This window comes from Stenotrophomonas sp. CASM106 (assembly GCF_049384825.1).
In the GTDB taxonomy this organism is placed as follows: domain Bacteria; phylum Pseudomonadota; class Gammaproteobacteria; order Xanthomonadales; family Xanthomonadaceae; genus Stenotrophomonas; species Stenotrophomonas muris.
This window is the reverse complement of sequence record NZ_JBMRFS010000020.1, coordinates 1-23,658: the sequence shown is the minus strand read 5'-3', so window position 1 is coordinate 23,658 and position 23,658 is coordinate 1. Positions and strand designations below refer to the sequence as shown.

Genomic DNA, 23,658 nt, shown 5'->3' with positions numbered 1-23,658 from the left:
GAATCCGGCGTGGGGACCCAAGCTACTTCTCGGTCGCAAGACCTGGATCCACACGGTCGCCCACGCCGGGCTCTCGGCCCCCAAGGTGCCAGATCGGCAAGAGATAAGATCCACGCCATGCGTGGATACGCGCTATAGGGCGTTGCCGGCCAGCGGCCGGCATCACCTGCCAACCGCTGCCTCAGCCCTTGTAGCCGTTGCTGATCGGGTAACGACGCTCGCGGCCGAACGCCCGGCGCGAGACCTTCGGCCCCGGCGCGGCCTGGTGCCGCTTCCACTCGCTGATGCGCACCAGGCGCAGCACGCGGTCAACCACGGCCGCGTCGTAACCGGCGGCCACGATCTCCGTGCGCGACTGCTCCTGGTCGATGTAGCGGTACAGGATGCCGTCCAGCACGTCATAGGCCGGCAACGAATCCTGGTCCAGCTGGTTCTCGCGCAGCTCGGCCGACGGCGGGCGGCTGATCACCGCCGGCGGGATCACCGGTGCGCCGCCCACGGTATTGCGCCACTTGGACAGGCCGAACACTTCGGTCTTGTACAGGTCCTTCAGCGGCGCATAGCCACCGCACATGTCGCCGTAGATGGTGGCGTAGCCGACCGCGTACTCGCTCTTGTTGCCGGTGGTCAGCAGCAAGCCGCCGAACTTGTTGGCCAGCGCCATCAGGATCACCCCGCGGCTGCGCGACTGCAGGTTCTCTTCGGTCACGTCCGGCGCGGTGCCCTCGAACATCGGCGCCAACGCTTCCATCAGGCCCTTGAACGCCGGCTCGATCGACACCGCCTCCAGCTTCACGCCCAGCGCCTGGCACTGCTCGGCCGCCAGGTCGTTGGACAGGCCCGCGGTGTAGCGCGACGGCAGGCGCACGGCGGTTACGTTCTCCGCGCCCATCGCGTCCACCGCCATGGCCAGCACGATCGCCGAGTCGATGCCGCCGGACAGGCCCAGCCACACTTTCTTGAAGCCATTCTTGCGGCAGTAGTCCTGGATGCCACGGGTCACCGCGCGCCAGGCCAGCGCGTCCATGCTCTCGTCGCCGTCGTCCATCCACACGTGCGGCATGAAGCGGCGGCTGGCGCCGTCGTACTCCACCACCAGCCACTGGTCGACGAAGGCAGCAGCAGCCGGGTGCACCGTGCCATCACCGTCGGCCACCACCGAGGCGCCGTCGAACACCAGCGCGTCCTGGCCGCCAACCACGTTGAGGTAAGCGATGGCCGCCCCGCTCTCGCGGGTACGTGCAGCCAGCACGGCGTCGCGCTGGGCGTGCTTGCCACGCTCATACGGCGAAGCATTCGGCACCACCACCAGCTGCGCACCGGCGCGCATGGTGTCGGCCAGCGGCTCGGCAAACCACAGGTCCTCGCAGATCAGCAGGCCGACCGGAATGCCATTGACCTCGAACACACAGCTGCCGCCATCCGGATCGACATCGAAGTAGCGGCGCTCGTCGAACACGGCGTAGTTGGGCAGCTCACGCTTGCGGTAGGTCTGCTCGACCAGGCCATCACGCAGCACGCTGGCGGCGTTGTAGACCACCGCGCCAGCCGCCTGCGGCCAGCCGACCACGGCGGTGATGCCGCGGCAGGCGGCAGCGATGCGGGCCATCGCCTGCTCGCACTCGTACAGGAAGCCCGGGCGCAGCAGCAGGTCTTCCGGCGGGTAGCCGCTCACCGCCAGCTCGGGGAACATCACCAGCTCGGCACCGTACTCGTCGCGCGCCTGGCCGATCATCTCGATGATGCGCTCGGTGTTGCCGGCGACATCGCCGACCGGGAAGTCGAACTGCGCCATCGCGATACGGATCGAAGCCATGGGATTCCAGCCTGTGGTTGCAATGCCGCCATTGTAACGCCGGGGTCAGATCCGTTTTGCGCAGCAAAAGGGATCTGGCCCCACGCCAGACGCAGAAAGGCCGCCCGGAGGCGGCCTTTCTGTGTTCAAGCAGCCGGCCAGCGGCCGGCTCTACAGCATCGTCTGCCGGAGGCAGTCGATCTTATTTCACCAGCTTGGCGATGGCAGCGCCCAGGTCGCCCGGCGAGCGGACGGTGACAACACCGGCAGCTTCCATGGCGGCGAACTTGCCTTCCGCGGTGCCCTTGCCGCCCGAGGCGATCGCGCCCGCGTGGCCCATGCGCTTGCCGGCCGGAGCCGACGCACCGGCGATGAAACCGACGACCGGCTTCTTCACGTGGTTCTTGATGTACTCGGCGCCGGCTTCTTCAGCGTCACCGCCGATCTCGCCAACCATGATGATGCCTTCGGTCTGCGGGTCTTCGTTGAACAGCTTCAGGCAGTCGACGAAGTTCAGGCCGTTGATCGGGTCACCACCGATGCCGATGCAGGTGGACTGGCCCAGGCCGACTTCGGTGGTCTGCTTGACCGCTTCATAGGTCAGGGTGCCCGAACGCGACACGATACCGATCTTGCCCGGCTGGTGGATGTGGCCCGGCATGATGCCGATCTTGCACTCACCCGGGGTGATGACGCCCGGGCAGTTCGGCCCGATCAGCACGGTGTCCGGATGCGAACGGGTCAGCACGTTCTTGACGCGCAGCATGTCCAGCACCGGGATGCCTTCGGTGATGCAGACGATGACCTTGATGCCGGCAGCTGCGGCTTCCAGGATGGCGTCGGCCGCGTACGGCGGCGGCACGTAGATGACCGAAGCGTTGGCGCCGGTGCTCTGCACTGCATCGGCAACGGTGTTGAAGACCGGCAGATCGATGTGGGTGGTGCCACCCTTGCCCGGGGTCACGCCGCCAACAACCTGGGTGCCGTACTCGATCATCTGAGTGGCGTGGAAGGTGCCCTGCTGGCCGGTGAAGCCCTGCACGATCACCTTGGTGTTCTTGTTAATCAAAACAGACATGGGAATTCCTTGGTGTCGAATCAGGCAGCGTTCTTGACAGCTTCAACGATCTTCTTGGCGCCATCGTTGATGTTGTCAGCCGGGATGATGGCCATGCCGCTGTCGCGCAGCAGCTGCTTGCCTTCTTCCACGTTGGTGCCTTCCAGGCGCACCACGACCGGAACCTTGACGCCCACTTCCTTCACGGCGGCGATGATGCCTTCGGCAATCATGTCGCAGCGGACGATGCCGCCGAAGATGTTGACGAAGATGCCTTCAACCTTGTCCGAGGACAGGATCAGCTTGAACGCTTCGATGACGCGCTGCTTGTTGGCACCGCCGCCCACGTCCAGGAAGTTCGCCGGCTCGCCGCCGTTGAGCTTGATGACGTCCATGGTGGCCATGGCCAGGCCGGCGCCGTTCACCATGCAGCCGATGTTGCCGTCCATGGTGACGTAGTTGATGTCCAGCTCCGAAGCGATCACTTCGGTCGGATCTTCCTGGGTCTTGTCGCGCATGGCGACCAGGGCCTTCTGGCGGAACGCGGCGTTGTCGTCGCTGTCGAACTTGCCGTCCAGCGCGTACAGGTTGCCGTCGTCCAGGATGGCCAGCGGGTTGATTTCAACCAGGGCCAGGTCCTTTTCGTTGAACAGGCGGTACAGGTTCACCATGATGCTGGCGAACTGGCCGGCCTGCTTGGCGGTCAGGCCCAGCTTGAAGCCGAAATCACGGCCGTGGTAACCCTGCACGCCTTCGACGAAGTCGACGTTCAGCGAGTGGATCAGCTCCGGGGTTTCAGCAGCGACCTGCTCGATTTCCACGCCGCCTTCCGAAGAGGCGATGTAGGTGATGGTCTTGGTGCCACGGTCGACCAGCACCGACAGGTACAGTTCCTTGACGATCTCGCCGGCGGTGGTCACCAGCACCAGGTTGACCGGCAGTTCAACGCCTGCGGTCTGGTAGGTGGCCATCTTGGTGCCGAGCATCTTGGCCGCAGCGGCCTTCACGTCGTCGGTGGTCTTGCAGAACTTGACGCCGCCAGCCTTGCCGCGGCCGCCAGCGTGGATCTGCGCCTTGACCATCCAGGGGCCCTGGCCCAGGGAGTTGGCAGCGGCAACCGCTTCGTCCGGGGTCGCAGCGACCTTGCCGGCCGGGACCGGGATGCCGTACTCGGCAAGCAGTTGTTTTGACTGGTATTCGTGGAAATTCATGCGTCACCGTGGGAATAGGAACGACCGCACGCAATTCCTCAGGGCCCCGGCGGGGCGCCGGCATGGACCGCGGCGGGCCCACTATTGTGGCCGAGCCGGCGCCGGGGCGCAAAGAAGTCTGTACAAAACGCCAGACCCGGCCAGATTTCCGCCGTCATTCAGGCAGTTGCGCCCGGCGGCCCACTGGCCACCGGTATCCATCCCGGGCCAAATGCGCGATCCGGGCGGCTCCGGCGGCGCCCTGCCTGGGGCCCTATACTGGCCGACCAAGGTGTGTAGAGTCGGGCTTGCCCTGCTGCTTCCACCGCAGGCTACATCGAAGCGACGTGCCCGCCCGGCCTCAGGGGACGCCAGGCAGGCCCGCCGCAGCGTCCAGACCCAGGCAGCCAGAAGGGGAGTTCCGGCGTGTCACCCAGTGCTTCATTGATCGACCGCATCGAATCGATTCCGCGGCGTGAGCTGTACTTCTTCGCGCTGTACCGGGTGCTGATCGCCTCGGTCATCGCCGCCCTGCTCTACAGCCCGCTGTCGGCCATGGTCGGCGAAGCGCACCACCCGCGGCTGGCCGACACCGTCGCCGCCATCTATCTGGTGCTGTCCCTGCTGGCTCTGGTGATCGGCCGCAACGAACGCTGGCTGCGCCCGATCGTGGTCAGCGGCGTGCTGGTGGATATCGTCGCCGCCACCCTGTTGTCGCATGCCCTGCCCGGTGCCAGCGCCGGCATCTCGATGTCGCTGCTGTTCAACATCGCCGCCGCCGCCACCCTGCTGCCGCTCAGCCTGGGGCTGGGCCTGGCCCTGGCCGCCAGCCTCGCCACCGGCGTGGAGTACACCTGGAAGCTGCTGGAAGGCGGCGACCCCACCCGTACCCTGGCCGAACTGGCCATGTTCGCCACCAGCTACCTGGCACTGGCCTTCATCAGTTACCAGGTCGGCAGCCGCGCGCGCCGCAACCAGCAGCTGGCCAACCAGCGCGGCGATGAAGTGGCCAACCTGTTCCAGATCAACGAGCTGATCATCCGCCGCATGCGTACCGGCGTGCTGGTGGTCGACGCCGACAACCGCGTCACCCTGGCCAACGAGGCCGCCTCGATGCTGCTCGGTGACAGTGATGGCAGCGGCGAAAGCGGCCGCCTGGACCTGGCCAGCGCCGCCCCGGAACTCGCCCGTCGCCTGCAGCGCTGGCGCAATGGCTGGGCGCAGGACGAACTACCGCTGCAGCTCAACCCCGACCAGCCCGAAGTGCAGCCGCGCTTTGCCCGCCTGCTGGCCGGCAGCGACCTGGCCCTGGTGTTCCTGGACGACTCCAGCGTGGTCTCGCGCCGCGCCGAATCGCTCACCCTGTCGGCGATGGGCCGCTTCTCGGCCAGCCTCGCCCACGAGATCCGCAACCCATTGGCCGCGATCAACTACGCGGTGCAGCTGCTGGAAGAAGGCACCGGCTTCAACGAAAGCGATCGCCGCCTGCTGCAGATCATCCGCCAGCAGTGCCAGCGCACCAACGGCATCGTCGAAAGCGTGCTGGGCCTGGCCCGGCGCGAGCGCGCCACGCCGGAGAACGTCGACCTGGCCGCCTTCGTGCGCCGCTTCGTGCTGGAGTACAAGCAGGGCCAGACGCTGGAGACCGACAGCATCGAGCCGATCATCAACGACACCTCGGTGCTGGCCCAGGTCGACACCAAGCACCTCTACCAGGTGCTGACCGTGCTGGTGCACAACGCGCTCAAGTACGGGCGCATCGGCCAGCAGCCGGCGCGGGTGCGCCTGCGCGTGGCGCAGCACGAGCGCAGTGCGGTCATCGATGTGATGGATCGCGGCCCCGGTATTCCCGAGAGTGTGGCCGCACAGTTGTTCCGACCGTTCTTCACCACGTCCGAGCATGGCACCGGGCTGGGCCTGTATATCGCCCGCGAGCTGTGCCGGGCCAACCAGGCGCGGCTGGACTACATCCCGGTTCCCGCTGGAGGCTCCTGCTTCCGCCTGGTGCTGCCCGGCCCGCATACGCTGTTGCCCACCTGATCTCGATTCTGTGCGTCAAACATTTGTCGCTTCCAGCCCCCTCGTTTATCTTTCACGCCCATGAACGAAACCCGCAGCGCCCTCGTCGTCGACGACGAACGCGACATCCGCGAACTGCTGGTACTGACGCTCGGCCGCATGGGGCTGCGCATCAGTACGGCAGCCAACCTTGCCGAAGCGCGCGAACTGCTGGCCAGCAATCCGTACGACCTGTGCATCACCGACATGCGCCTGCCGGACGGCAATGGCATCGAGCTGGTCAGCGAGATCGCGCAGCACTACCCGCGCACGCCAGTGGCGATGATCACCGCCTTCGGCAGCATGGACCTGGCCGTGGAAGCGCTGAAGGCCGGCGCCTTCGACTTCGTCAGCAAGCCGGTGGATATCGCCGTGCTGCGCGGCCTGGTCAAGCACGCGCTGGAACTGAACAACACCGAGCGCCCTGCGCCCGGCCCCGCCGCCGAACAGGGCGCACGCCTGCTCGGCGATTCGCCGGCCATGGACGTGCTGCGCACCACCATCGGCAAGGTCGCGCGCAGCCAGGCGCCGGTCTACATCCTCGGCGAATCCGGCGTGGGCAAGGAGCTGGTCGCACGCACCATCCACGCCCAGGGCGCCCGCGCGGCCGGCCCGTTCGTGCCGGTCAACTGCGGCGCCATTCCCGGCGAGCTGATGGAAAGCGAATTCTTCGGCCACCGCAAGGGCAGCTTCAGCGGCGCCCACGCCGACAAGCCCGGGCTGTTCCAGGCCGCGCATGGCGGCACCCTGTTCCTCGACGAAGTGGCCGAGCTGCCGCTGCAGATGCAGGTGAAGCTGCTGCGCGCGATCCAGGAAAAATCAGTGCGCGCGGTGGGCGCGGCTACCGAGGAGCCGGTGGACGTGCGCATCCTCTCGGCCACCCACAAGGACTTGGCCGAGCTGGTCGAGGACGGGCGCTTCCGCCACGACCTCTACTACCGCATCAACGTGATCGAACTGAGGGTGCCGCCGCTGCGTGAGCGTCGCCAGGACCTGCCGGAACTGGCCGCATCGGTGCTGGCGCGGCTGGCCCGCAGCCATGGCCGCCCGACGCCGTTGCTGGCGCCGTCGGCACTGGACGCCCTGGCCCAGTACGCCTTCCCCGGCAACGTGCGCGAACTGGAGAACATCCTGGAACGTGCGCTGGCCCTGGCCGAAGAAGACCGCATCGGCGCCGACGACCTGCGCCTGCCGCAGCATGCCCCGCGCACGCCCGGCAGCGCAGCACACGCCGAAGCCGTGGTGGACCTGCAGCCCGGCAGCGCCGCCCTGCCCTCGTACATCGAACAGCTCGAACGCAGCGCCATCCAGCGCGCGCTGGAAGAGAACCGCTGGAACAAGACCCGCACCGCCGCGCAGCTGGGCATCACCTTCCGCGCGCTGCGCTACAAGCTGAAGAAGCTGGGGATGGAGTAAGGACAGGGTCGGATCCCTTCCGAAGGAAAGGGCATCAGATGGTCCAACAAACTGAATAAGTAAATGGACGCAACATCCATTGATCAGGCTACCTTGTTGTCGCCCGAATGATCTGATAGCGTCCGCTCCATGTCCCGGAAATCGCCCCCGCAGCCATACAGGCAAACGCTTGTGGTCGCCGACCGCGTTGCCGTCGCCCGTCAGAAGCCAGGTACCAAGAAGGCCACGGACAACTGGCGCCAGATTCAGTTCGGCTCAGTACTCATCAATAGTCCAGCGCTAGACGCCAAGGCTGGGCGGCAAGGCCGTGCGGAAAGCCAGCGCGCGCTACAAGCACTTGGCCAGGCACTAGGCCGCCCTGGCGTCACACTCAAGGAAGCGCGAGGCGTTCCTTACTACAGTGCAGACCCACAGCATCCTGGCGTGATCATCCGCCGCCTCGATGGAAAGATAGCCCAAGGACGGTTTATCAATGGCAAGTTCAAGGAAAACGCCGCCTGACCTGGCGACTGCATTCGGCCGTATAGAACAGGCAAGGGCAGAAACTAATCGCCCGCTTGCGGTCATTCTTGCCGGCCACAATGGGTCTGGTAAATCGACATTGTGGTATGAACACTTGGCCGATTCGTTGCAGATTCCTCTGATCAATGCTGATCGCATGATGCTGTCCATCCTGCCAGATGCGAACAAGCAGGCGCTCCCACAATGGGCGGTGCAGCTACGAGACGAAAATGACGCATGGATGAAGGTCGCACAGCAAGGAGTCCAGGCTTTCGTCGGCCACGCGATGACGGCAAACGTTCCCTTTGCGTTTGAGACGGTGTTCTCGCACTGGCAGCCTCGTGGCGACGGTACGTTTGAATCAAAGATTGATCAAATCCAACAACTGCAGGAGGCGGGCTACTTCGTCATTCCGGTTTTTGTTGGGTTGGCCAATGATCAACTTTCCATCGCACGGGTTCTAACACGTGTTGCCAGCGGCGGACACAACGTCCAGCCGGGAAAGCTGACCTCGCGCTTTCCTCGAACGCAAAGGGCCATTGCGGCTGCAGCGGGCGTGGCTGATGCCTGCATTCTGACCGACAACAGCCTGAACGAAGAAGAAGCGTTTACGGTATGTCGGATACAACTCGGCAATATCGAAATTTTCGACTGCCGTACGGACGATCATGCAGTGGCCAAGCCCATCCTTGAATGGATGAACATTGTCAGTCCGATCGCCGCGTGACTATGGAAAGAGCCCCACCCAGCGGAGCTCTACAATGATCACTCTCCGCCTCAATCTTTCGTAACGCGGTTGATCTCGGCCAAGCTCGTGACGCCAGCAGCCGCCTTCTTCAACGCCGACTGGCGCAGATCGTTCACCCCGATCTGCTGCGCGGCCTCGGCAATCTGCAACGCATTGCCACCGGCCAGCACGATCGTGGCGATCTCGTCGGTCATCGGCATCACCTGGTAGATACCGGTGCGGCCCTTGTACCCCTCGGTGCACTCGTCACAGCCGACCGCCTCGTACAGCTCGATACCCGCATCCAGCTGCGCCTGGGTAAAGCCCTCGGCCAGCAACGCATGTTCGGGCAGGTTGGCCGGGCGCTTGCAGTTGTTGCACAACCGGCGCGCCAGGCGCTGGGCGATCACCAGCGTCACCGAGCTGGTGATGTTGTACGGCGCGATGCCCATGTTCATCAGGCGCGCGATGGTCTGCGGTGCATCGTTGGTGTGCAGCGTGGACAGCACCATGTGGCCGGTCTGCGCCGCCTTGATCGCGATCTCGGCCGTCTCCAGGTCGCGGATTTCGCCGACCATGATGATGTCCGGATCCTGTCGCAGGAACGAGCGCAGTGCCGCGGCGAAGGTCATGCCGCGCTTGTTGTTCTGCTGCACCTGGTTGACGCCGGGCAGGCGGATTTCCACCGGGTCTTCGGCGGTGGAGATGTTGCGCGTCTCGTCGTTGAGGATGCCCAGCGCGGTATACAGCGACACCGTCTTGCCCGAACCGGTCGGGCCGGTCACCAGCACCATGCCGTAGGGCTTGTGGATGGCGTCCAGGAACAGCTTCTGCTGGTCCGGCTCGTAACCCAGCTTGTCGATGCCCAGCTTGGCCGCGCTGCCGTCCAGGATACGCAGCACCACCTTCTCGCCGAACAGGGTCGGCAGCGTGCTCACGCGGAAGTCGATCTGCTTGGTCTTGGACAGGTTGAGCTTGATGCGTCCGTCCTGCGGCACGCGCTTCTCGGCGATGTCCAGCTGCGCCATCACCTTCAGGCGCGCGGCGATGCGCTGGTTCAGCTTCACCGGCGCGCGCGCCACCATCTTCAGCAGGCCATCGATGCGCAGGCGCACGCGATAGTCGTCTTCATAGGGCTCGAAGTGGATGTCCGAGGCGCCCTTGCGGATCGCGTCCACCAGCACCTTGTTGACGAACTTCACCACCGGGGTGTCATCACCCTTGGCATCGATGCCGGAGTCGCCGGCTCCGGAAATGTCTTCGTCACCGCCGGACACATCCAGGTTGCCAATGCCATCGTCGTCACCGCTCAGCGCGTCGCCCAGCGTGTCATGGCTGGCATGCCACTGCTCGAGCGTGCGGCGGATCTGGTCTTCATCCACCAGGATCGGCTCCACCACCAGGTTGGTGTGGAACTTGATCTCGTCCAGCGAATGGGTCGGGTTGCTGGTGCCCACGAACAGCTTGCCGCCGCGCTTGAACAGCGGCAGCACGTTGTGCTTGCGCAGCAGCTCCTCGCTGACCAGGCTCATCGCGTTCTGGCTGGCGTCGAACGTGGACACGTCGAACAGCGGCATGCCGAACTCGACCGCGTTGGCCGCCGCCAACTGGGCCGCTCCGACCACCTTGTTCTGCGCGAACCAGGTCGGCAGCGGCTGCCGGGCCGCAGCGGCCTTGGCCATGGCGTCGCGGGCGGAAGCCTCGTCCAGCGCACCATCCTGGACCAGGCGACGGGCCAGGCCGGTGATGCCGACGAGATTGGCGGTGGTTACGGCGTTCATATGGATCCTTGGCTCATCATGGGTCAGGCAGTGCGGCGCGCCTTCCAGAGGCACCGCACAGGGCAGCAGAACCTGCCGCGACCCGATGGCCGACGACGACGCCAATCCTTCAGCATGACTGCCTCGCCCGGCACTCCCAGCCCGGCAGGCACGATCCTGACTCCCCCGGGGATGATAGCCCCGTCAACGGCCCGCCAACATCCCTTCTGGTCACATGTTTCCACATCGCTTTCGTCTACAGCCGCTCCTCAGACTACTTCAGGTTGGAGGAGGTCTGACCCGTGCCTTTCCTTCCGCTCCTTCCCCGCCCCATTCAGGCACCGCAGCGGAGTACCATTGCACCGGGGAAAATGGGGACACACTTTGAATCAGCTCAGCATCATCCTGCCGGCCAAGAATGAAGCCGAAGGCCTTCTTCGCACGCTGCCGGAACTTCGTTTGCAGTACCCACTTGCAGAGATCATCGTAGTCGATGACGGCTCCACCGACGCCACCGCAACAATTGCGCGGGAACAAGGTGTTCGGGTGCTTTCCAGCCCCTATTCGATGGGTAACGGTGCCTCGATCAAACGTGGCGCACGCGCAGCCTGTGGAGACATTCTGGTGTTCATGGATGCCGATGGGCAGCATGACCCGGCCCACATCCGGGCATTGCTGGATAAGCTGTCCGAAGGCTACGACATGGTCGTCGGCGCTCGCGACAGCAGCGGCCAAGCCAACGTTCACCGCGGCCTTGCCAATCGATTCTACAACTGGCTGGCCAGCCATATGACCGGCTTCAAAGTAATGGACCTGACTTCGGGCTTCCGTGCGGTACGCGCGCGACGCTTCCGCGAGTTCCTGCATTTGCTGCCTAACGGATTTAGCTACCCAACGACCAGCACCATGGCATTCTTCCGAAGCGCCTACCCTGTTGCCTATGTCCCCATTCCTGTCGCGAAGCGTGTGGGAAACGGTAGCCACATTCGTCCGATCAAGGATGGAATCCGCTTCCTGCTGATCATCTTCAAGATTGCCACCTTGTACTCTCCCCTGAAGCTGTTCGCACCCGTGGCGCTGGCCTTCTTCCTTCTGGGCTTGGGCTACTACGGGTATACATTCGCGACCATGCATCGCTTCACCAACATGAGCACACTGCTGTTCAGCGCATCGGTGATCATCTTCCTTATCGGCTTGGTATCGGAGCAGATCACCGGCCTTACCTACCTTGCATCGCGGAAGGACTCAACCGAGTGACTGAGGGAGGCATGCAGACCGCCTCTCTTCCGGGGCTGCTGGTCGTGGCGTCCACCTATCCGCGGTGGGAAGGAGACACCGAGCCTGGGTTCGTGCACGCCCTCAGCCGGCATCTGACCGGTGATTTCCGGGTCACTGTGCTATGTCCTCACGCTCCTGGCGCCGCCACCCAAGAGAAACTGGACGGTGTACAGGTCATTCGCTATCGCTACGCGCCGGAAGGCATGGAGCAACTTGTCAATGGTGGTGGCATCACCTCCAACTTGCGCCGCCGACCTTGGATGCTTGCACTGTTGCCCACGTTCCTGCTGTGTCAGTGGTGGGCATTGCAACGCGAGCTGCGGCGAAATCGTCACGAAGTGCTGCATGCACACTGGATCATTCCGCAGGGACTCACAAGCGCGCTGCTGCCAAGACGCCTCCGCCCCCCGATGCTGATTACATCTCATGGCGGAGATCTCTTCTCTCTGAAGGGGCGGCTCCTCTCGGCCGTGAAACGATTCTCCCTAGCTCGCGCACAAGCGGCCAGCGTCGTCAGTCAGGCGATGGTGGCGCCCTTTCGCGCATTAGCGGCGAACCTTCCCTTGGCAGTTTCGCCAATGGGCGTGGACCTTCAACACCGCTTTGTCCCCTCCCCAGTGAAGCGGGCACGTAACGAACTGCTGTTCGTCGGACGACTGGTCGAGAAGAAGGGATTGACGTACCTGATTGATGCTTTGCCACTCGTTCTGGCTCGTCATTCCCAGGTCTTCCTCACCGTCATCGGACACGGGCCGGAACTACCAGAACGGGAAGCTCAGGTGGCAGCATTAGGTCTGCAAAAGCACGTCCGTTTCGTCGGCCCGGTGACACAGAACGCGCTTCCCGCCTACTACCAACGTGCGACTACGCTCGTCGCTCCCTTCGTCGAGGCCCGCAACGGAGATCAGGAAGGGCTTGGATTGGTTACTGTGGAAGCTCTCGGTTGCGGCTGCCCGGTCGTTACCACGGACGTGCCGGCAGTACGTGATGCATTTCCAGCGGGCCCGCCTCGCTATCTGGCCACGCAACGATCCTCAACTTCGCTTGCAAGCGTAATCATCGAACTGCTGAGTGCACCGGAACAGGCGCAAGCGTGGGCACACGCACAACGACCTGAGCTGGTAGCTCGCTTCGACCATTCGCAAGTCGCCGCAGACTATGCGAAGCGACTACGCGCCATCATGGAGCCCCAGAATGTCCGCTAGGCTACCGCGCCTTGGCAACCTTGCTAGGACCTCGATCCTGGTGATGTTCTGGCAGGGCATGCGGATGGCGTGCTTGGCTGCATGGATCATCCTCGGCGCTCGCGTCTTGGGGGCAACCGACTACGGCCTGTTCTCCGGCACGGTTGGCACGGCCTCGGCTCTTGCCGGCCTAGTCGGGCTGGGCAGCGGCATGCTGATGTACCAATACAGCACTGCGGACCACGGGAAGTTTCCCCGTTATTGGAAGCAGAGCCTTGTGCTCTGCGCCCTGAGCGCAGCGCCACTTTCCTTGGCCTTTTCTCTACTGACCGCTGGCTTGATGTCGTGGCCCGCACTCGGCCTTGTCGCGCTTTCGGAGATCATCGCATTCCCCATCGTCACCAATGCTGCATTCGCATTTTCAGCCAATGATCGTTTGGGCTGGGCCGCTGCCCTTCCCGCATTGAACGCAGGCATGAGGCTTGCAGCCATCTGCATCTTCGGGCTGCTACCGGTCGACCACAACCTGACGACCTATCTATTGCTGCACCTGGCCTCTTCGGCATGCAGCGCGGTGCTGGCCCTCATGCTGGTCCGGCGAATACTGCGCCCCGGCCCAGCACACCTGCAGATCGGACGCAGCGATTTGAAGCATGGCACCGGACACGCCGCTGCATGGAGTTCTGCCGTTGCCGTGACTACCCTGGATAAATCGTTCGTCCTGCATGCAGGTGGAAGCGAGCTAGCCGGCTTGTATGCTGCGTGCTATCGCATCGCGGCGGTAATTGCGATGCCACTCGATGCAATGGTCATGTCAGCGATGCCGCGGTTGTTCCGTGCGCAACCAGTGTCCCCCCAGCATCTACACCTGATCGTTTCAATGATCTTGGTCGCGACGGCGTATGGAACGCTGGGGGGCCTCGTGCTGTGGTGTACCGCCAGCATCTTGCCCTCCGTGCTCGGTATTGAGTTCTCTGCTGCCATTCCCGGCCTGCAATGGATGGGCCTGTTCATCATCGGCTACAGCCTGCGCCAAATCGCCTGTAATGTGCTGATTGGACGTGGCAAGAAAATGCATCGATTCGTCATCGAGACTCTCGGGCTGGTGATAATGACCTTGATCGCCGCAGCCTGGATTCCTGCACACGGACTGTTGGGAGCGGTTTGGATGATCATCGTCGCCGAAGCACTGATGGCAATGGCCGCATGGTTGACTGTGATTTTCAGTCCCGGCCCTGAAGCCGCTCAATTGCCAAGCTGAAGAGCTCCAGATACGCCTCACAGGCTGCATCGATGGAGAATGCCTTGCTACGTTCGCGAAGATCTTCAGCAGCCACCTGCCGCCTTCCATTCAGCACATTCCTCATGGCCTGGGCCAATGCATGCGCATCTCCCACAGGCACCAGTTGACCAAACCGACCGCCGCCCAGGACTTCCGACGGACCGTGTGGGCAGTCGGTAGCAATCACCTGAACGCCGCAGCTCATGGCCTCGACCAGGACATTGCCAAACCCTTCGTAGTCTGACGGCAGCACCAGCGCCGTGCTTCGGGCCATCCAGGGCAGCGCATCCTCCACCCGCCCCAGCAGAGCGCAGTCGCTCTGGAATGTGCTCCTCTCAATCCACTGGGCCACACGCGCACCTTCCGGCCCCTGTCCCAGTATGAGCAAACGTGCCGGATGTGTGGCTCGCACCAGCACAAATGCCTCCCAAAGAAGATCGAGGCGCTTCTCCGGTGAAAGGCGCCCCGCATAGATAAAAACCGGAACATCGTCATGCGGGAAGGGCCACGCCTGAGAAATGTGCCTTGCCTGCACACCCTCCGTACTGACCAACGGGTTGTGAATCACTCGTATTCCGGAGCGAGGGAGCTTCAGCTCAGACGCCATTTCTGCCGCCAACGCCACAGAAACAGCGACCAGACCCTGGGACCGCGTCAGCATGCCCCGCATCGCCCAACGAATCAATTCCAGTTTGAGCCTGACAAACCCACGAGCCGCCCGCCTGGGCCCTGACAGCGAAAGATGCTGAGCCACAACGACTGCCGTAGAAGGATAGAGAATGCGGCGCCAGAAGGTGACCCATACCGCAATGTCGTTGGAGGTAGTGACCACGACGCGTGGCCGCTCACGTCGGATGCGCAAGGGCAATCCAAGGAGCATCTGCCAGGCACCGCGCGGAGCGATGAACGTCACTTCACCATTGTCACCCGGCCCATTCAGATCACGCCCGGCGATGATACTCACCGAGCATTTTCTCTTCTTGAAGCCACGCGCGAGGTTCAATTGCACGCGCTCCAATCCGCCGGCTTCCCAGCGGCTGGCCAGCAGCCAGATCATGCAACCTCCAAGGCCCGGACCGGCCCTGCAATGCAGATCACATCCTGATAGTCACACAGATCCTGAACACCGATCCGAACCAACCGCCGCCTCGCCTCCAAGCGATAGAAGCGATAGCCCAATGGCGATAGCAGCTCCAGAATCTCCCGACTATGGTATCCAGCGGCCAGGCTGGAGCGCTCCTGCACTTCCACCGCAATTATCGGCAGGAAGCGTCGTAGCGTTTCGATCCCCCCCTGCAGACAGGGCAACTCACCGCCTTCAATGTCGACCTTCAATAGGTCCAGCCGTGACAGGCCAATACGCCGTACGAGTTCGTCCAGCGTCGTGATGTCGACCATTCCAATGCGCTGGTCGACGCCCTCGGTTCCATGCAGGCTCCCCAGTCCCAGATTAACTTCATCCACATCATGCTGTCCGTAGGACGCATAGATCGCCTGCCGGCCAACCTCTCCCGCCAAGCCCTGCTGATGGACCTGCACTATCCCCTGCAGCCCATTGCGCCGCACATTCAATCGCAATTCGTCAGCAATCCCGGCTATCGGCTCCAATGCGACGACATGACCGGCACTGCCCACTCGATTCGCGCAGACCAGGCTAATCTCCCCGATGTTGGCACCCACATCGATCACGGTCATTCCCCGCTCGAGGAGACGGTCGAGGAGAGAGACGAGGCGAAGGTTGTAGTAGCCCATCCAGAACATGCGACGCTGCATATGCTCGGCAAGATCGAGGGTCATGATGAACCGGCCATCGAAATCGCGTACGGTCTGCCGCCCGCGGGCCCGACGGAACAGGCGGCGCAGCATGCTCTGCACCCAGCCCGGCCGCTCCCCGATGCGCAGCTGATTACCCACCCGCCTCAGCGCTGTTGCAAATCCCATGCCCCCCCCCCCCGCAGGTGACTTCCCACCTTCAACTGGCCCATGATGATGCACTACCCATCTGATTTTCCATACAGGTCAGTCCATGCATGTCCTCATGCTCAGCAAGCGGCAGTACACCGGACGCGACCTCATCGACGACCGCTATGGCCGACTCTGGGAAATCCCGGAAGCACTTGCGCGCCGTGGGCATGCCATCAGCGGAATCGCACTGAGCTATCGGCATCGAGATTCCGGGAATTTCCTGTCTGCGGCAGGGGTTCAATGGCGTTCCATCAACGCTCTTTCACTCGAGACCATCCAGTTAGAACGTGCAATCAGGCGACTTCACCAGCAGTGCCCTATCGATGTCCTCCTGACAAGCTCTGATGCACCATGCACCGTGCTCGGTGCAAGCTTGGCGAAGCACATCCATACTCCTCACGTTGCAGATCTCTACGACAATTACGAATCTTTCGGACTCAGCCGGATCCCAGGCATGCGCGCCGCGTTCCGTCGCGCATGTGCGGGCTCAAAGGCAATCAGCGCAGTAACACATGCCCTGGCTGATCACGTGAAATCCACCCTTTCAACACCTGTTCCAGTACATGTCATTGGCAACGGAGTCCGCCGGGATCTGTTTCATCCGATCGACAAACGTGTCAGCAGGGAGATGCTTGGTCTTCCCGTGAAGGCTCGCCTAATTGGCTGTGCCGGCGCCCTCGATCAAAGCAGGGGGATTGAAGATCTATTCCGAGCATTCCAGGCACTTTCAGAGCGCCACCCCGACATCCACCTCGTCATTGCCGGCCCCAGGGATGCCACCCTTCACCGCTACCCACATCCCAGGATCATCGATTTCGGCGTCATCGGCTGGAAGCAGGTCCCGTTACTAATCAATTCACTCGATGTATCAGTAGTCTGCAATCGCAATTCAGGGTTTGGGCGTTTCTGCTACCCATTGAAGCTAGCGGAATCGATTGCCTGTGGTGTGCCGATCGTCGCCTCAGACGTTGGTGACACACGACGGATCGGCGGGGGCGCAATACGCGTATACGCCCCCGGCGACATCAATGATCTCGTAGAATCCATCGATCTTCAGCTTCAGATGCCGCTTTCCAATACCGCCCTGAGGGCCTTCGACTGGGAAGAGCGAGCCATTCAGATGGAAGCGCTTCTTCTAGAGGCGACACGCTCAAATCACCCCTGAACTCTCGTTCAAGCCCCGGGACCGGACTGTCGTCTAGCGACAGGATGTGGGCACATACCGGGCGTCCAACCCTCCACAAGACCAGTTCACCGCCCCGTTGGTATCGCTCGCGGTAAGAACTAGTGTCTGTCCGGCGACCTTCGCGCTGGCCGAAGAAGCAAAGGCCACCGAGATCGATCCGGTACCGTCAACGGTCACCGATCGGACGAATCTTCCGGAGACCGACCCTGGAGCAGCCATGCCGGCGGCGCGATTGTCGGCAGGAAACTGCCCATGGTCGGAGTAGTAGGTGGCTATTGCCTCCTTGGCCCCGGTCGACAACGAGAGCCCCTCAGCCACCTGTCCTCGAGCAACATAGTCCTGGTAGGCCGGCAGCGCAATTGCCGCCAGGATGGCGATGATAGCGACCACGATCATGAGTTCGATCAAGGAAAATCCACGCTGATTCATGTACTACTCCCCTGTTGTTTGTTGGCTCGCCACCAGCCAATGCTCCAGGCCCTCAATGTCCCGGTCATATGCATGGCGATGATTGACGGCTCGCAGGATCCCCAATCCTTGCCTAGCCTCACTGACCTGAAGCAAGTTCGATGCCAATCCCATCCTCAGCAACCAAAGCCGGCATCCCAGGTCCTCCGGCGAGATCTGCACGGCCTCACGAATGAGCCTCATCGCTAGAGACGGATCTTTCATCACGTTGAAGGCGTAGTTGGAGAACACTACCCGGACCCTCGACGATCGAGGATTCTCTGCAGTTGCGGTCGACAACAGAGCAAACAGTGCCTGCTCTTCAACTGGCCTGCACCCCCCCTCAACCCGGCATGCGACGATCGCTTCAAGCGCCCCGACTTCCTGTGGTCCCAATGACCGCCTGGATATCTTCCGCTCAAGTGAACCCCATATCTCCCGGGGCTGCGCCCGCCCTTGATGCGACTTGAGAATGATCAGTGCCTGCTCGGGAAGTGGCGAACTACCGGGCAATGAGGCCGCATGCGTGAACTCCTTCTCAGCCAGCGCCCAGGCCGGGGAGGCAGGATCGGCGGGGGCCGATGCCAGCAGTGCTCGTCCAAGTTCATAACCGGCCCGCGAAGAATCAGGATTACGGTTGGACAACGTGAGAGCAAGGCGCATTGGATCTGCCCACGTCTGCACCTGGATCCACCCCATGGCCGCAACAAAAAGCAGCAGGACTCCCCCTACCGTACGGCGTGCCTCAACGGTCCACCTCTGCATCACCGCGGCCAGTGGTTGCACCAGGGCAAGAGCGATACCCACGATTGCCAGGTAGTTCCGATGTTCAAATGCCAACTCCAGCGGCACAACGTTACTGGTCAGCAAATGGCTGGCAAAGAACCATCCGATGCCAAGTGCCGTCAGGGGCCAGCGCTTGCGCAGCCCCCAAGCCGCTGTCGACAGCGCGACCAGCGCCAGCATCGGGACTATGAAAGTAGTTGAACGCCAGGATGGCGGGACCTGTGCATTGTCGTAATAGAACTTCAACGACTCGGGCCAGGGAAGCATGATCTGCTGAAGGTAGTTCAGCAGAATCGCCGGTTGCGAGTACAACCGGCCTGCCAAGCTGAAATCACGTGCCGAGTAGCGTTCCGGCGCCAGGGCGCCAGGCAGAATCACTGCGAAATATAGAAAGATCGCCCCTATCGCTCCAAAGGCATATAGGAGGGAAATTGCGCGCGCGCGTGTTCCATCCGGATTCCGGAACTTGAGGAGAAACACCTCGATCAAGAGTGTGTAAGCTGGAATGAGTATCGCGGTCTCTTTGAAGCCCAGGCCAATCCCGGCTCCGAACACCGCACAGCACCACCAGAGCAACGACGCCCGGGACCAGGGAGCGCTGCCGCGCGCCTTGAGATAGCAGAGAAGCGCGATCAGGACTCCCGTCGCCCCTCCTATTTCCATGCGCTGCACGACATAAAGGACGGTAGACACCTGCAATGGATGAACCATCCACGCGGTGGCGACCATGAAGGCCGTCAAGCGCACCTGTGACCACGAAATGCTGAGCACTCGCCTGATCAGCATGGACGCCAGGGCGAACACCAGCACTGAATTCAGGAGGTGTAGAGCCAAGCCGGTCGCCTTCATCGGCCAAGGCGCCAAGCCAGTAAAGTAGTAATTCAGGCCGAAACTGAGAATTGCCAATGGACGGCCCACGTCGCCCGTGACCCCATTGCCCATGACCTGCGCGATGGAAGTAAAGTCCATCGAGGTCAAGCGCCAATCCGGATCGTCCACCAGATTGGGAAAGTCATCAAAGATGAACCCCCCATTCAAGCCATTCCAGTAGACGCCCACACCCAGCAGCGCCAGCAGGACAAGACCCACCAGAGGCAGCAGTCGCTGAGCAGGCACACTTCGCATCGAATAGAACTCCCCTTGCCCCAAAAAGAAAGGGCCGCAAAGCGGCCCTTTCCCCATACCGCTATGCCGTCTGCGCGATTAGCGGCAGGACGACGGACGGTACTTGGCGTCGATGGTCGTGGCGGAGCCCTTGCAGTCCCAGGTGATCGAGCCGCCAGCGTCTGCCGGGACCAGCGCAAAGTCGCGACCGGCGACCTTGGAGCTCACCGAGCCCGAGCCCTTCATCTTGGCGGTAATCACGCCGTTGGCACCAACGGTCACGCTGGCCACGTACTTGCCGTTGATCGACGACGCGCCAGCAAGGCCGGCCATTGCATTGGTGGTCGGGAAGGCGCCCTTGTCGGCGTAGTACTCGGTAACAGCGGTCTTGGCACCCGAGCTCAGGGTCATCGCTTCGGAAACCTGCGAGCGTGCCACATAGTCCTGGTAAGCCGGCAGCGCGATGGCAGCCAGGATGGCGATGATCGCAACAACGATCATCAGTTCGATAAGGGTGAAGCCCTTCTGGTTCTTCATTTGGTACATCCCCAAGATAAGTGGTGGTTGATTTCAGAAGTCAGGATCGGTCTGACCAGTGGTCAGCTGAGCGGGTCCTGCCCCCTGCGGGTGGATCAACGCAGGTTGCGTGCCAACCCCGGCACGCCTCCCCCTGGATTTCCCCGCGCCCATGATGGCAGCTATTTCACGGATGGGAACCCCCCGGATGCGAATCTGCGATGGACGCGGCAATGTGACGCAGTGCGTCACCTTTGGTCGGCACCCGGCACGAATTCGCATGATGGTGCCCCCAACAACTGCCCAGACGGGCATGAACCCGCTACCATCGACGGCTAGACGCCCGCCTGGGGATGGCGGGTCTTGGGGAGCCGATATGTCTGTCAGTCGCAGTGCGATCAAGAAGGAGCCCGTGGCGCGCAGCACCACGGACCTGCAGCCGTTTGTCTGGGAGGGGACGGACAAGCGGGGTGTGAAGATGAAAGGGGAGCAGGCCGCGAAAAACGCGAATCTGCTGCGGGCCGAGCTGCGCCGCCAAGGCATCACCCCGGGCACGGTCAAGCCAAAGCCCAAGCCACTGTTCGGCGCAGCCGGCAGCAAGATTTCGCCGAAGGACATTGCATTCTTCAGCCGCCAGATGGCGACGATGATGAAGTCCGGTGTGCCGATCGTCTCAGCGCTGGACATCATCGCCAGCGGGCACAAGAACCCGCGCATGAAGAAGATGGTGGACGGCATCCGCACCGATATCGAGGGCGGATCGTCCCTTCATGAGGCAATCAGCAAGTATCCGGTGCAGTTCGACGAGCTCTATCGCAACCTGGTGCGTGCAGGTGAAGGCGCCGGTGTATTGGAGACGGTGCTTGATACCGTGGCCAACTACAAAGAGAACATCGAAGCCCTGAAGGGCAAGATAAAAAAGGCTCTGTTTTACCCTGCAATGGTCATTGCGGTAGCGCTCTTGGTCAGCTCGATCCTGCTGATCTGGGTGGTTCCGCAATTTGAGGACGTCTTCAGGGGATTTGGCGCTGATCTGCCAGCATTTACTCAGATGATCGTAGCCGCATCCCGGTTCATGGTCTCTTGGTGGTGGCTGATCGCGATCATCGTCATCGGCAGCATCGTAGGTTTCACCATGGCCTACAAACGCTCGCCGAAGATGCAGCACGGGATGGATCGCTTGATCCTGAAAGTGCCAGTCATTGGCCAGATCATGCATAACAGCTCGATTGCCCGCTTTGCCCGCACGACCGCTGTGACTTTCAAGGCTGGCGTACCGCTGGTAGAAGCCTTGGGCATTGTTGCAGGCGCTACCGGCAATACGGTTTACGAGCATGCCGTATTGCGCATGCGCGATGACGTCTCGGTCGGTTACCCGGTCAACATGGCCATGAAGCAGACCGCCCTGTTCCCACACATGGTCATCCAGATGACGGGTATCGGTGAAGAGGCGGGCGCCCTGGACGCCATGCTGTTCAAGGTGGCCGAGTACTATGAGCAGGAGGTCAACAATGCCGTTGATGCCTTGAGCAGCCTGCTCGAGCCGATGATCATGGTGTTCATTGGTATCATCGTCGGCGGCCTGGTCATTGGCATGTACCTCCCCATCTTCAAATTGGCATCGGTGGTCTGACGCATACATGGCATTTCTCGACCAGCATCCCGGCCTCGGCTACCCCGCCGCGGCCGCCCTGGGGCTGCTGCTGGGCAGTTTCCTCAACGTCGTCATCCTGCGCCTGCCCAAGCGGCTGGAGTGGCAGTGGAAGCGCGATGCGCGCGAGGTCCTGGAAGAACCGGACTTCTACGAGCCCCCACCACCGGGGATCGTGGTCGAGCCCTCGCACTGCCCGCACTGCAAGCACAAGCTGAGCTGGTACGAGAACATCCCGCTGTTCAGCTGGATCATCCAGGGCGGCAAGTGCCGCCACTGCAAGGCGCCGATCTCGCTGCAGTACCCGCTGGTCGAGGCCCTGACCTCGGTGCTGGTGCTGGCCTGCGTCTGGCAGTTCGGCTTCGGCTGGCAGGGCTTCGGCGCCATCGTGCTGACCTGCTTCCTGATCGCCTTGTCCGGCATCGACCTGCGCACCCAGCTGCTGCCTGACCAGTTGACCCTGCCACTGATGTGGCTGGGCCTGATAGGCAACATCGACAACCTGTACATGCCGGCCAAGCCTGCCTTGGTCGGCGCGGCGGTGGGCTATCTGTCGCTATGGATGGTCTGGTGGCTGTTCAAGCAGCTGACCGGCAAGGAAGGCATGGGCCACGGCGATTTCAAGCTGCTGGCCGCGCTCGGCGCCTGGTGCGGGTTGAAGGGCATCCTGCCCATCATCCTGCTGTCGTCGGTGCTGGGCGCCATCATCGGCTCGATCTGGCTGTACACCCGGGGCCGTGACCGCGCCACGCCGATCCCGTTCGGCCCCTACCTGGCCATCGCGGGCTGGCTGTACTTCATGTGGGGCGCGCCCGTGGTGGAGCAGTACCTGGTGTTGAGCGGACTGCGCTGAGGGGAATCCCCATGAGCCGCTATGTGGTTGGCCTGACCGGCGGCATTGCCGCCGGCAAGAGCGAGGCGACCCGGCGCTTCGAGGCGCTGGGCATCGTGGTGGCCGACGCCGACCTGGCCGCCCGCGCGGTGGTTGCCGCCGGCAGCCCGGCCCTGGACCGTATCGCCGAGCGCTTCGGCGCCGGCATGCTGCAGGCGGACGGTAGCTTGGACCGGGCACGCCTGCGGGCCCACGTGTTCGCCGACCCGACCGAACGGGCGGCGCTGGAAGCGATCACCCACCCGGCCATCCGCCTGCTGATGCAACAGCAATGCGCGCAGGCCGCCAGCCCCTATGCGATTGCCGCCATTCCGCTGCTGACCGAGGTCGGTGGGCGGCAGGCCTACCCGTGGTTGGACCGGGTATTGCTGGTGGATGCGCCCGAAGCCGTGCAGCACGCCCGGCTGATGCAGCGCGACGGCATCGACGCCGCGCTGGCCGACAAGATGATCGCCGCCCAGGCCAGCCGCGCGCAGCGGTTGGCACTGGCCGATGATGTAGTGGTCAACGATGGCCACCCGGAAGACCTGCAGGCGCAGGTGGAAGCGCTGCATGCGCGGTATCTGGGGTTGGCTGGGGGCTGAGGCCTGGCTGCCGGCCAACGGCCGGCACTACCGAAGCGAATCCATGCATGGCGGTGATCTACCCCGCGCCAGCGTGGAACTGCTGTAGAGCCGAGCCCGTGCTCGGCTGCGATCATCAAGCCGAGCATGGGCTCGGCTCTACAAAGCGTTCTGCATCCACGCATGGCGTGGATCTTATCTCTTGCCGATCTGGCACCTTGGGGGCCGAGAGCCCGGCGTGGGCGACCGTGTGGATCCAGGTCTTGCGACCGAGAAGTAGCTTGGGTCCCCACGCCGGAT

20 protein-coding genes are annotated in these 23,658 nt (G+C 62.7%); 11 read left to right on the top strand and 9 right to left on the bottom strand.

Annotated features, from left to right (window positions below; genetic code table 11):
* Positions 1-181: 181 nt before the first annotated feature.
* The 3 genes from VG556_RS22290 to sucC form a co-directional block, all read right to left on the bottom strand.
* Positions 182-1,816, bottom strand: coding sequence for an NAD+ synthase (locus tag VG556_RS22290; RefSeq protein ID WP_014648197.1), 1,635 nt, complete (start codon positions 1,814-1,816; stop codon positions 182-184).
* 181 nt (positions 1,817-1,997) lie between these two features.
* The gene (gene sucD / locus VG556_RS22285; RefSeq protein WP_005410793.1) at positions 1,998-2,873 is read right to left on the bottom strand and encodes a succinate--CoA ligase subunit alpha; all 876 of its coding nucleotides are present in this window, start codon (positions 2,871-2,873) and stop codon (positions 1,998-2,000) included.
* Between the two features lie 20 nt (positions 2,874-2,893).
* Complete coding sequence (gene sucC / locus VG556_RS22280; protein WP_004154430.1) at positions 2,894-4,063, bottom strand: ADP-forming succinate--CoA ligase subunit beta; 1,170 nt, start codon at positions 4,061-4,063, stop codon at positions 2,894-2,896.
* 405 nt (positions 4,064-4,468) lie between these two features.
* Between sucC and VG556_RS22275 the strand changes: the two genes are divergently transcribed.
* The 4 genes from VG556_RS22275 (at position 4,469) to VG556_RS22260 (ending at position 8,744) form a co-directional block, all read left to right on the top strand.
* Entirely contained in the window at positions 4,469-6,082 is a 1,614-nt protein-coding gene (locus VG556_RS22275; protein WP_014648198.1) for a sensor histidine kinase, read from the top strand.
* Between the two features lie 60 nt (positions 6,083-6,142).
* Positions 6,143-7,516, top strand: a complete 1,374-nt coding sequence (locus VG556_RS22270) for a sigma-54-dependent transcriptional regulator (RefSeq protein WP_014648199.1) — start codon at positions 6,143-6,145, stop codon at positions 7,514-7,516.
* Positions 7,517-7,687: 171 nt separating this feature from the next.
* Complete coding sequence (locus VG556_RS22265) at positions 7,688-8,017, top strand: hypothetical protein (RefSeq protein ID WP_141098642.1); 330 nt, start codon at positions 7,688-7,690, stop codon at positions 8,015-8,017.
* Entirely contained in the window at positions 7,989-8,744 is a 756-nt protein-coding gene (locus VG556_RS22260) for a zeta toxin family protein (protein ID WP_111144169.1), read from the top strand. Before VG556_RS22265 ends, VG556_RS22260 begins: the two co-directional genes overlap by 29 nt.
* Positions 8,745-8,794: 50 nt before the next feature.
* Here VG556_RS22260 and pilB read toward each other — a convergent pair whose 3' ends face one another.
* Positions 8,795-10,525, bottom strand: coding sequence for a type IV-A pilus assembly ATPase PilB (pilB, locus tag VG556_RS22255; RefSeq protein ID WP_049405669.1), 1,731 nt, complete (start codon positions 10,523-10,525; stop codon positions 8,795-8,797).
* A 363-nt stretch (positions 10,526-10,888) separates the two neighbouring features.
* Between pilB and VG556_RS22250 the strand changes: the two genes are divergently transcribed.
* Genes VG556_RS22250 through VG556_RS22240 form a run of 3 tightly spaced genes read left to right on the top strand, consistent with a single transcriptional unit; the run spans position 10,889 to position 14,227 of the window.
* A complete protein-coding gene (locus tag VG556_RS22250) occupies positions 10,889-11,761 on the top strand; it encodes a glycosyltransferase family 2 protein (RefSeq protein ID WP_049405668.1) in 873 nt (290 codons plus the stop codon).
* Between the two features lie 11 nt (positions 11,762-11,772).
* On the top strand, positions 11,773-12,987 hold the full coding sequence (locus VG556_RS22245) for a glycosyltransferase (protein WP_234413078.1): 1,215 nt from the start codon (positions 11,773-11,775) through the stop codon (positions 12,985-12,987).
* A 43-nt stretch (positions 12,988-13,030) separates the two neighbouring features.
* Positions 13,031-14,227 carry a lipopolysaccharide biosynthesis protein gene (locus tag VG556_RS22240; protein ID WP_237760636.1) on the top strand — a complete coding sequence of 399 codons (1,197 nt, stop codon included), beginning with the start codon at positions 13,031-13,033 and terminating at the stop codon, positions 14,225-14,227.
* Here the strand turns inward: VG556_RS22240 and VG556_RS22235 are convergent.
* A complete protein-coding gene (locus VG556_RS22235) occupies positions 14,190-15,305 on the bottom strand; it encodes a glycosyltransferase (protein ID WP_049405662.1) in 1,116 nt (371 codons plus the stop codon). The genes VG556_RS22240 and VG556_RS22235 overlap by 38 nt on opposite strands.
* Positions 15,302-16,189 carry an FkbM family methyltransferase gene (locus VG556_RS22230; protein ID WP_157806066.1) on the bottom strand — a complete coding sequence of 296 codons (888 nt, stop codon included), beginning with the start codon at positions 16,187-16,189 and terminating at the stop codon, positions 15,302-15,304. Before VG556_RS22230 ends, VG556_RS22235 begins: the two co-directional genes overlap by 4 nt.
* Positions 16,190-16,286: 97 nt before the next feature.
* Here VG556_RS22230 and VG556_RS22225 point away from each other — a divergent pair, with 97 nt between their 5' ends.
* The gene (locus VG556_RS22225; protein ID WP_234413081.1) at positions 16,287-17,378 is read left to right on the top strand and encodes a glycosyltransferase family 4 protein; all 1,092 of its coding nucleotides are present in this window, start codon (positions 16,287-16,289) and stop codon (positions 17,376-17,378) included.
* A gap of 33 nt (positions 17,379-17,411) precedes the next feature.
* Here VG556_RS22225 and VG556_RS22220 read toward each other — a convergent pair whose 3' ends face one another.
* The 3 genes from VG556_RS22220 to VG556_RS22210 form a co-directional block, all read right to left on the bottom strand.
* Positions 17,412-17,828 (bottom strand): pilin, encoded by a 417-nt coding sequence (locus VG556_RS22220; protein WP_032957223.1) that lies wholly within the window; start codon positions 17,826-17,828, stop codon positions 17,412-17,414.
* A gap of 3 nt (positions 17,829-17,831) precedes the next feature.
* Positions 17,832-19,721 carry a hypothetical protein gene (locus VG556_RS22215; protein WP_141098907.1) on the bottom strand — a complete coding sequence of 630 codons (1,890 nt, stop codon included), beginning with the start codon at positions 19,719-19,721 and terminating at the stop codon, positions 17,832-17,834.
* A 114-nt stretch (positions 19,722-19,835) separates the two neighbouring features.
* Positions 19,836-20,273, bottom strand: coding sequence for a pilin (locus VG556_RS22210; protein WP_032957219.1), 438 nt, complete (start codon positions 20,271-20,273; stop codon positions 19,836-19,838).
* A 355-nt stretch (positions 20,274-20,628) separates the two neighbouring features.
* Between VG556_RS22210 and VG556_RS22205 the strand changes: the two genes are divergently transcribed.
* Genes VG556_RS22205 through coaE form a run of 3 tightly spaced genes read left to right on the top strand, consistent with a single transcriptional unit; the run spans position 20,629 to position 23,379 of the window.
* Positions 20,629-21,885 (top strand): type II secretion system F family protein, encoded by a 1,257-nt coding sequence (locus tag VG556_RS22205; protein ID WP_032957218.1) that lies wholly within the window; start codon positions 20,629-20,631, stop codon positions 21,883-21,885.
* A 7-nt stretch (positions 21,886-21,892) separates the two neighbouring features.
* On the top strand, positions 21,893-22,756 hold the full coding sequence (locus tag VG556_RS22200; protein ID WP_005418626.1) for a prepilin peptidase: 864 nt from the start codon (positions 21,893-21,895) through the stop codon (positions 22,754-22,756).
* Between the two features lie 11 nt (positions 22,757-22,767).
* A complete protein-coding gene (gene coaE / locus VG556_RS22195) occupies positions 22,768-23,379 on the top strand; it encodes a dephospho-CoA kinase (RefSeq protein WP_049405655.1) in 612 nt (203 codons plus the stop codon).
* Positions 23,380-23,658 lie beyond the last annotated feature (279 nt).

Bases quoted from the DNA above. Each gene is read 5' to 3' on its own strand.
- VG556_RS22290 (WP_014648197.1), bottom strand. From the start codon at position 1,816: ATGGCTTCGATCCGTATCGCGATGGCGCAGTTCGACTTCCCGGTCGGC.
- sucD (WP_005410793.1), bottom strand. From the start codon at position 2,873: ATGTCTGTTTTGATTAACAAGAACACCAAGGTGATCGTGCAGGGCTTC.
- sucC (WP_004154430.1), bottom strand. From the start codon at position 4,063: ATGAATTTCCACGAATACCAGTCAAAACAACTGCTTGCCGAGTACGGC.
- VG556_RS22270 (WP_014648199.1), top strand. From the start codon at position 6,143: ATGAACGAAACCCGCAGCGCCCTCGTCGTCGACGACGAACGCGACATC.
- VG556_RS22260 (WP_111144169.1), top strand. From the start codon at position 7,989: ATGGCAAGTTCAAGGAAAACGCCGCCTGACCTGGCGACTGCATTCGGC.
- pilB (WP_049405669.1), bottom strand. From the start codon at position 10,525: ATGAACGCCGTAACCACCGCCAATCTCGTCGGCATCACCGGCCTGGCC.
- VG556_RS22245 (WP_234413078.1), top strand. From the start codon at position 11,773: ATGCAGACCGCCTCTCTTCCGGGGCTGCTGGTCGTGGCGTCCACCTAT.
- VG556_RS22240 (WP_237760636.1), top strand. From the start codon at position 13,031: ATGTTCTGGCAGGGCATGCGGATGGCGTGCTTGGCTGCATGGATCATC.
- VG556_RS22235 (WP_049405662.1), bottom strand. From the start codon at position 15,305: ATGATCTGGCTGCTGGCCAGCCGCTGGGAAGCCGGCGGATTGGAGCGC.
- VG556_RS22230 (WP_157806066.1), bottom strand. From the start codon at position 16,189: ATGGGATTTGCAACAGCGCTGAGGCGGGTGGGTAATCAGCTGCGCATC.
- VG556_RS22225 (WP_234413081.1), top strand. From the start codon at position 16,287: ATGCTCAGCAAGCGGCAGTACACCGGACGCGACCTCATCGACGACCGC.
- VG556_RS22220 (WP_032957223.1), bottom strand. From the start codon at position 17,828: ATGAATCAGCGTGGATTTTCCTTGATCGAACTCATGATCGTGGTCGCT.
- VG556_RS22210 (WP_032957219.1), bottom strand. From the start codon at position 20,273: ATGAAGAACCAGAAGGGCTTCACCCTTATCGAACTGATGATCGTTGTT.
- VG556_RS22205 (WP_032957218.1), top strand. From the start codon at position 20,629: ATGTCTGTCAGTCGCAGTGCGATCAAGAAGGAGCCCGTGGCGCGCAGC.
- VG556_RS22200 (WP_005418626.1), top strand. From the start codon at position 21,893: ATGGCATTTCTCGACCAGCATCCCGGCCTCGGCTACCCCGCCGCGGCC.
- coaE (WP_049405655.1), top strand. From the start codon at position 22,768: ATGAGCCGCTATGTGGTTGGCCTGACCGGCGGCATTGCCGCCGGCAAG.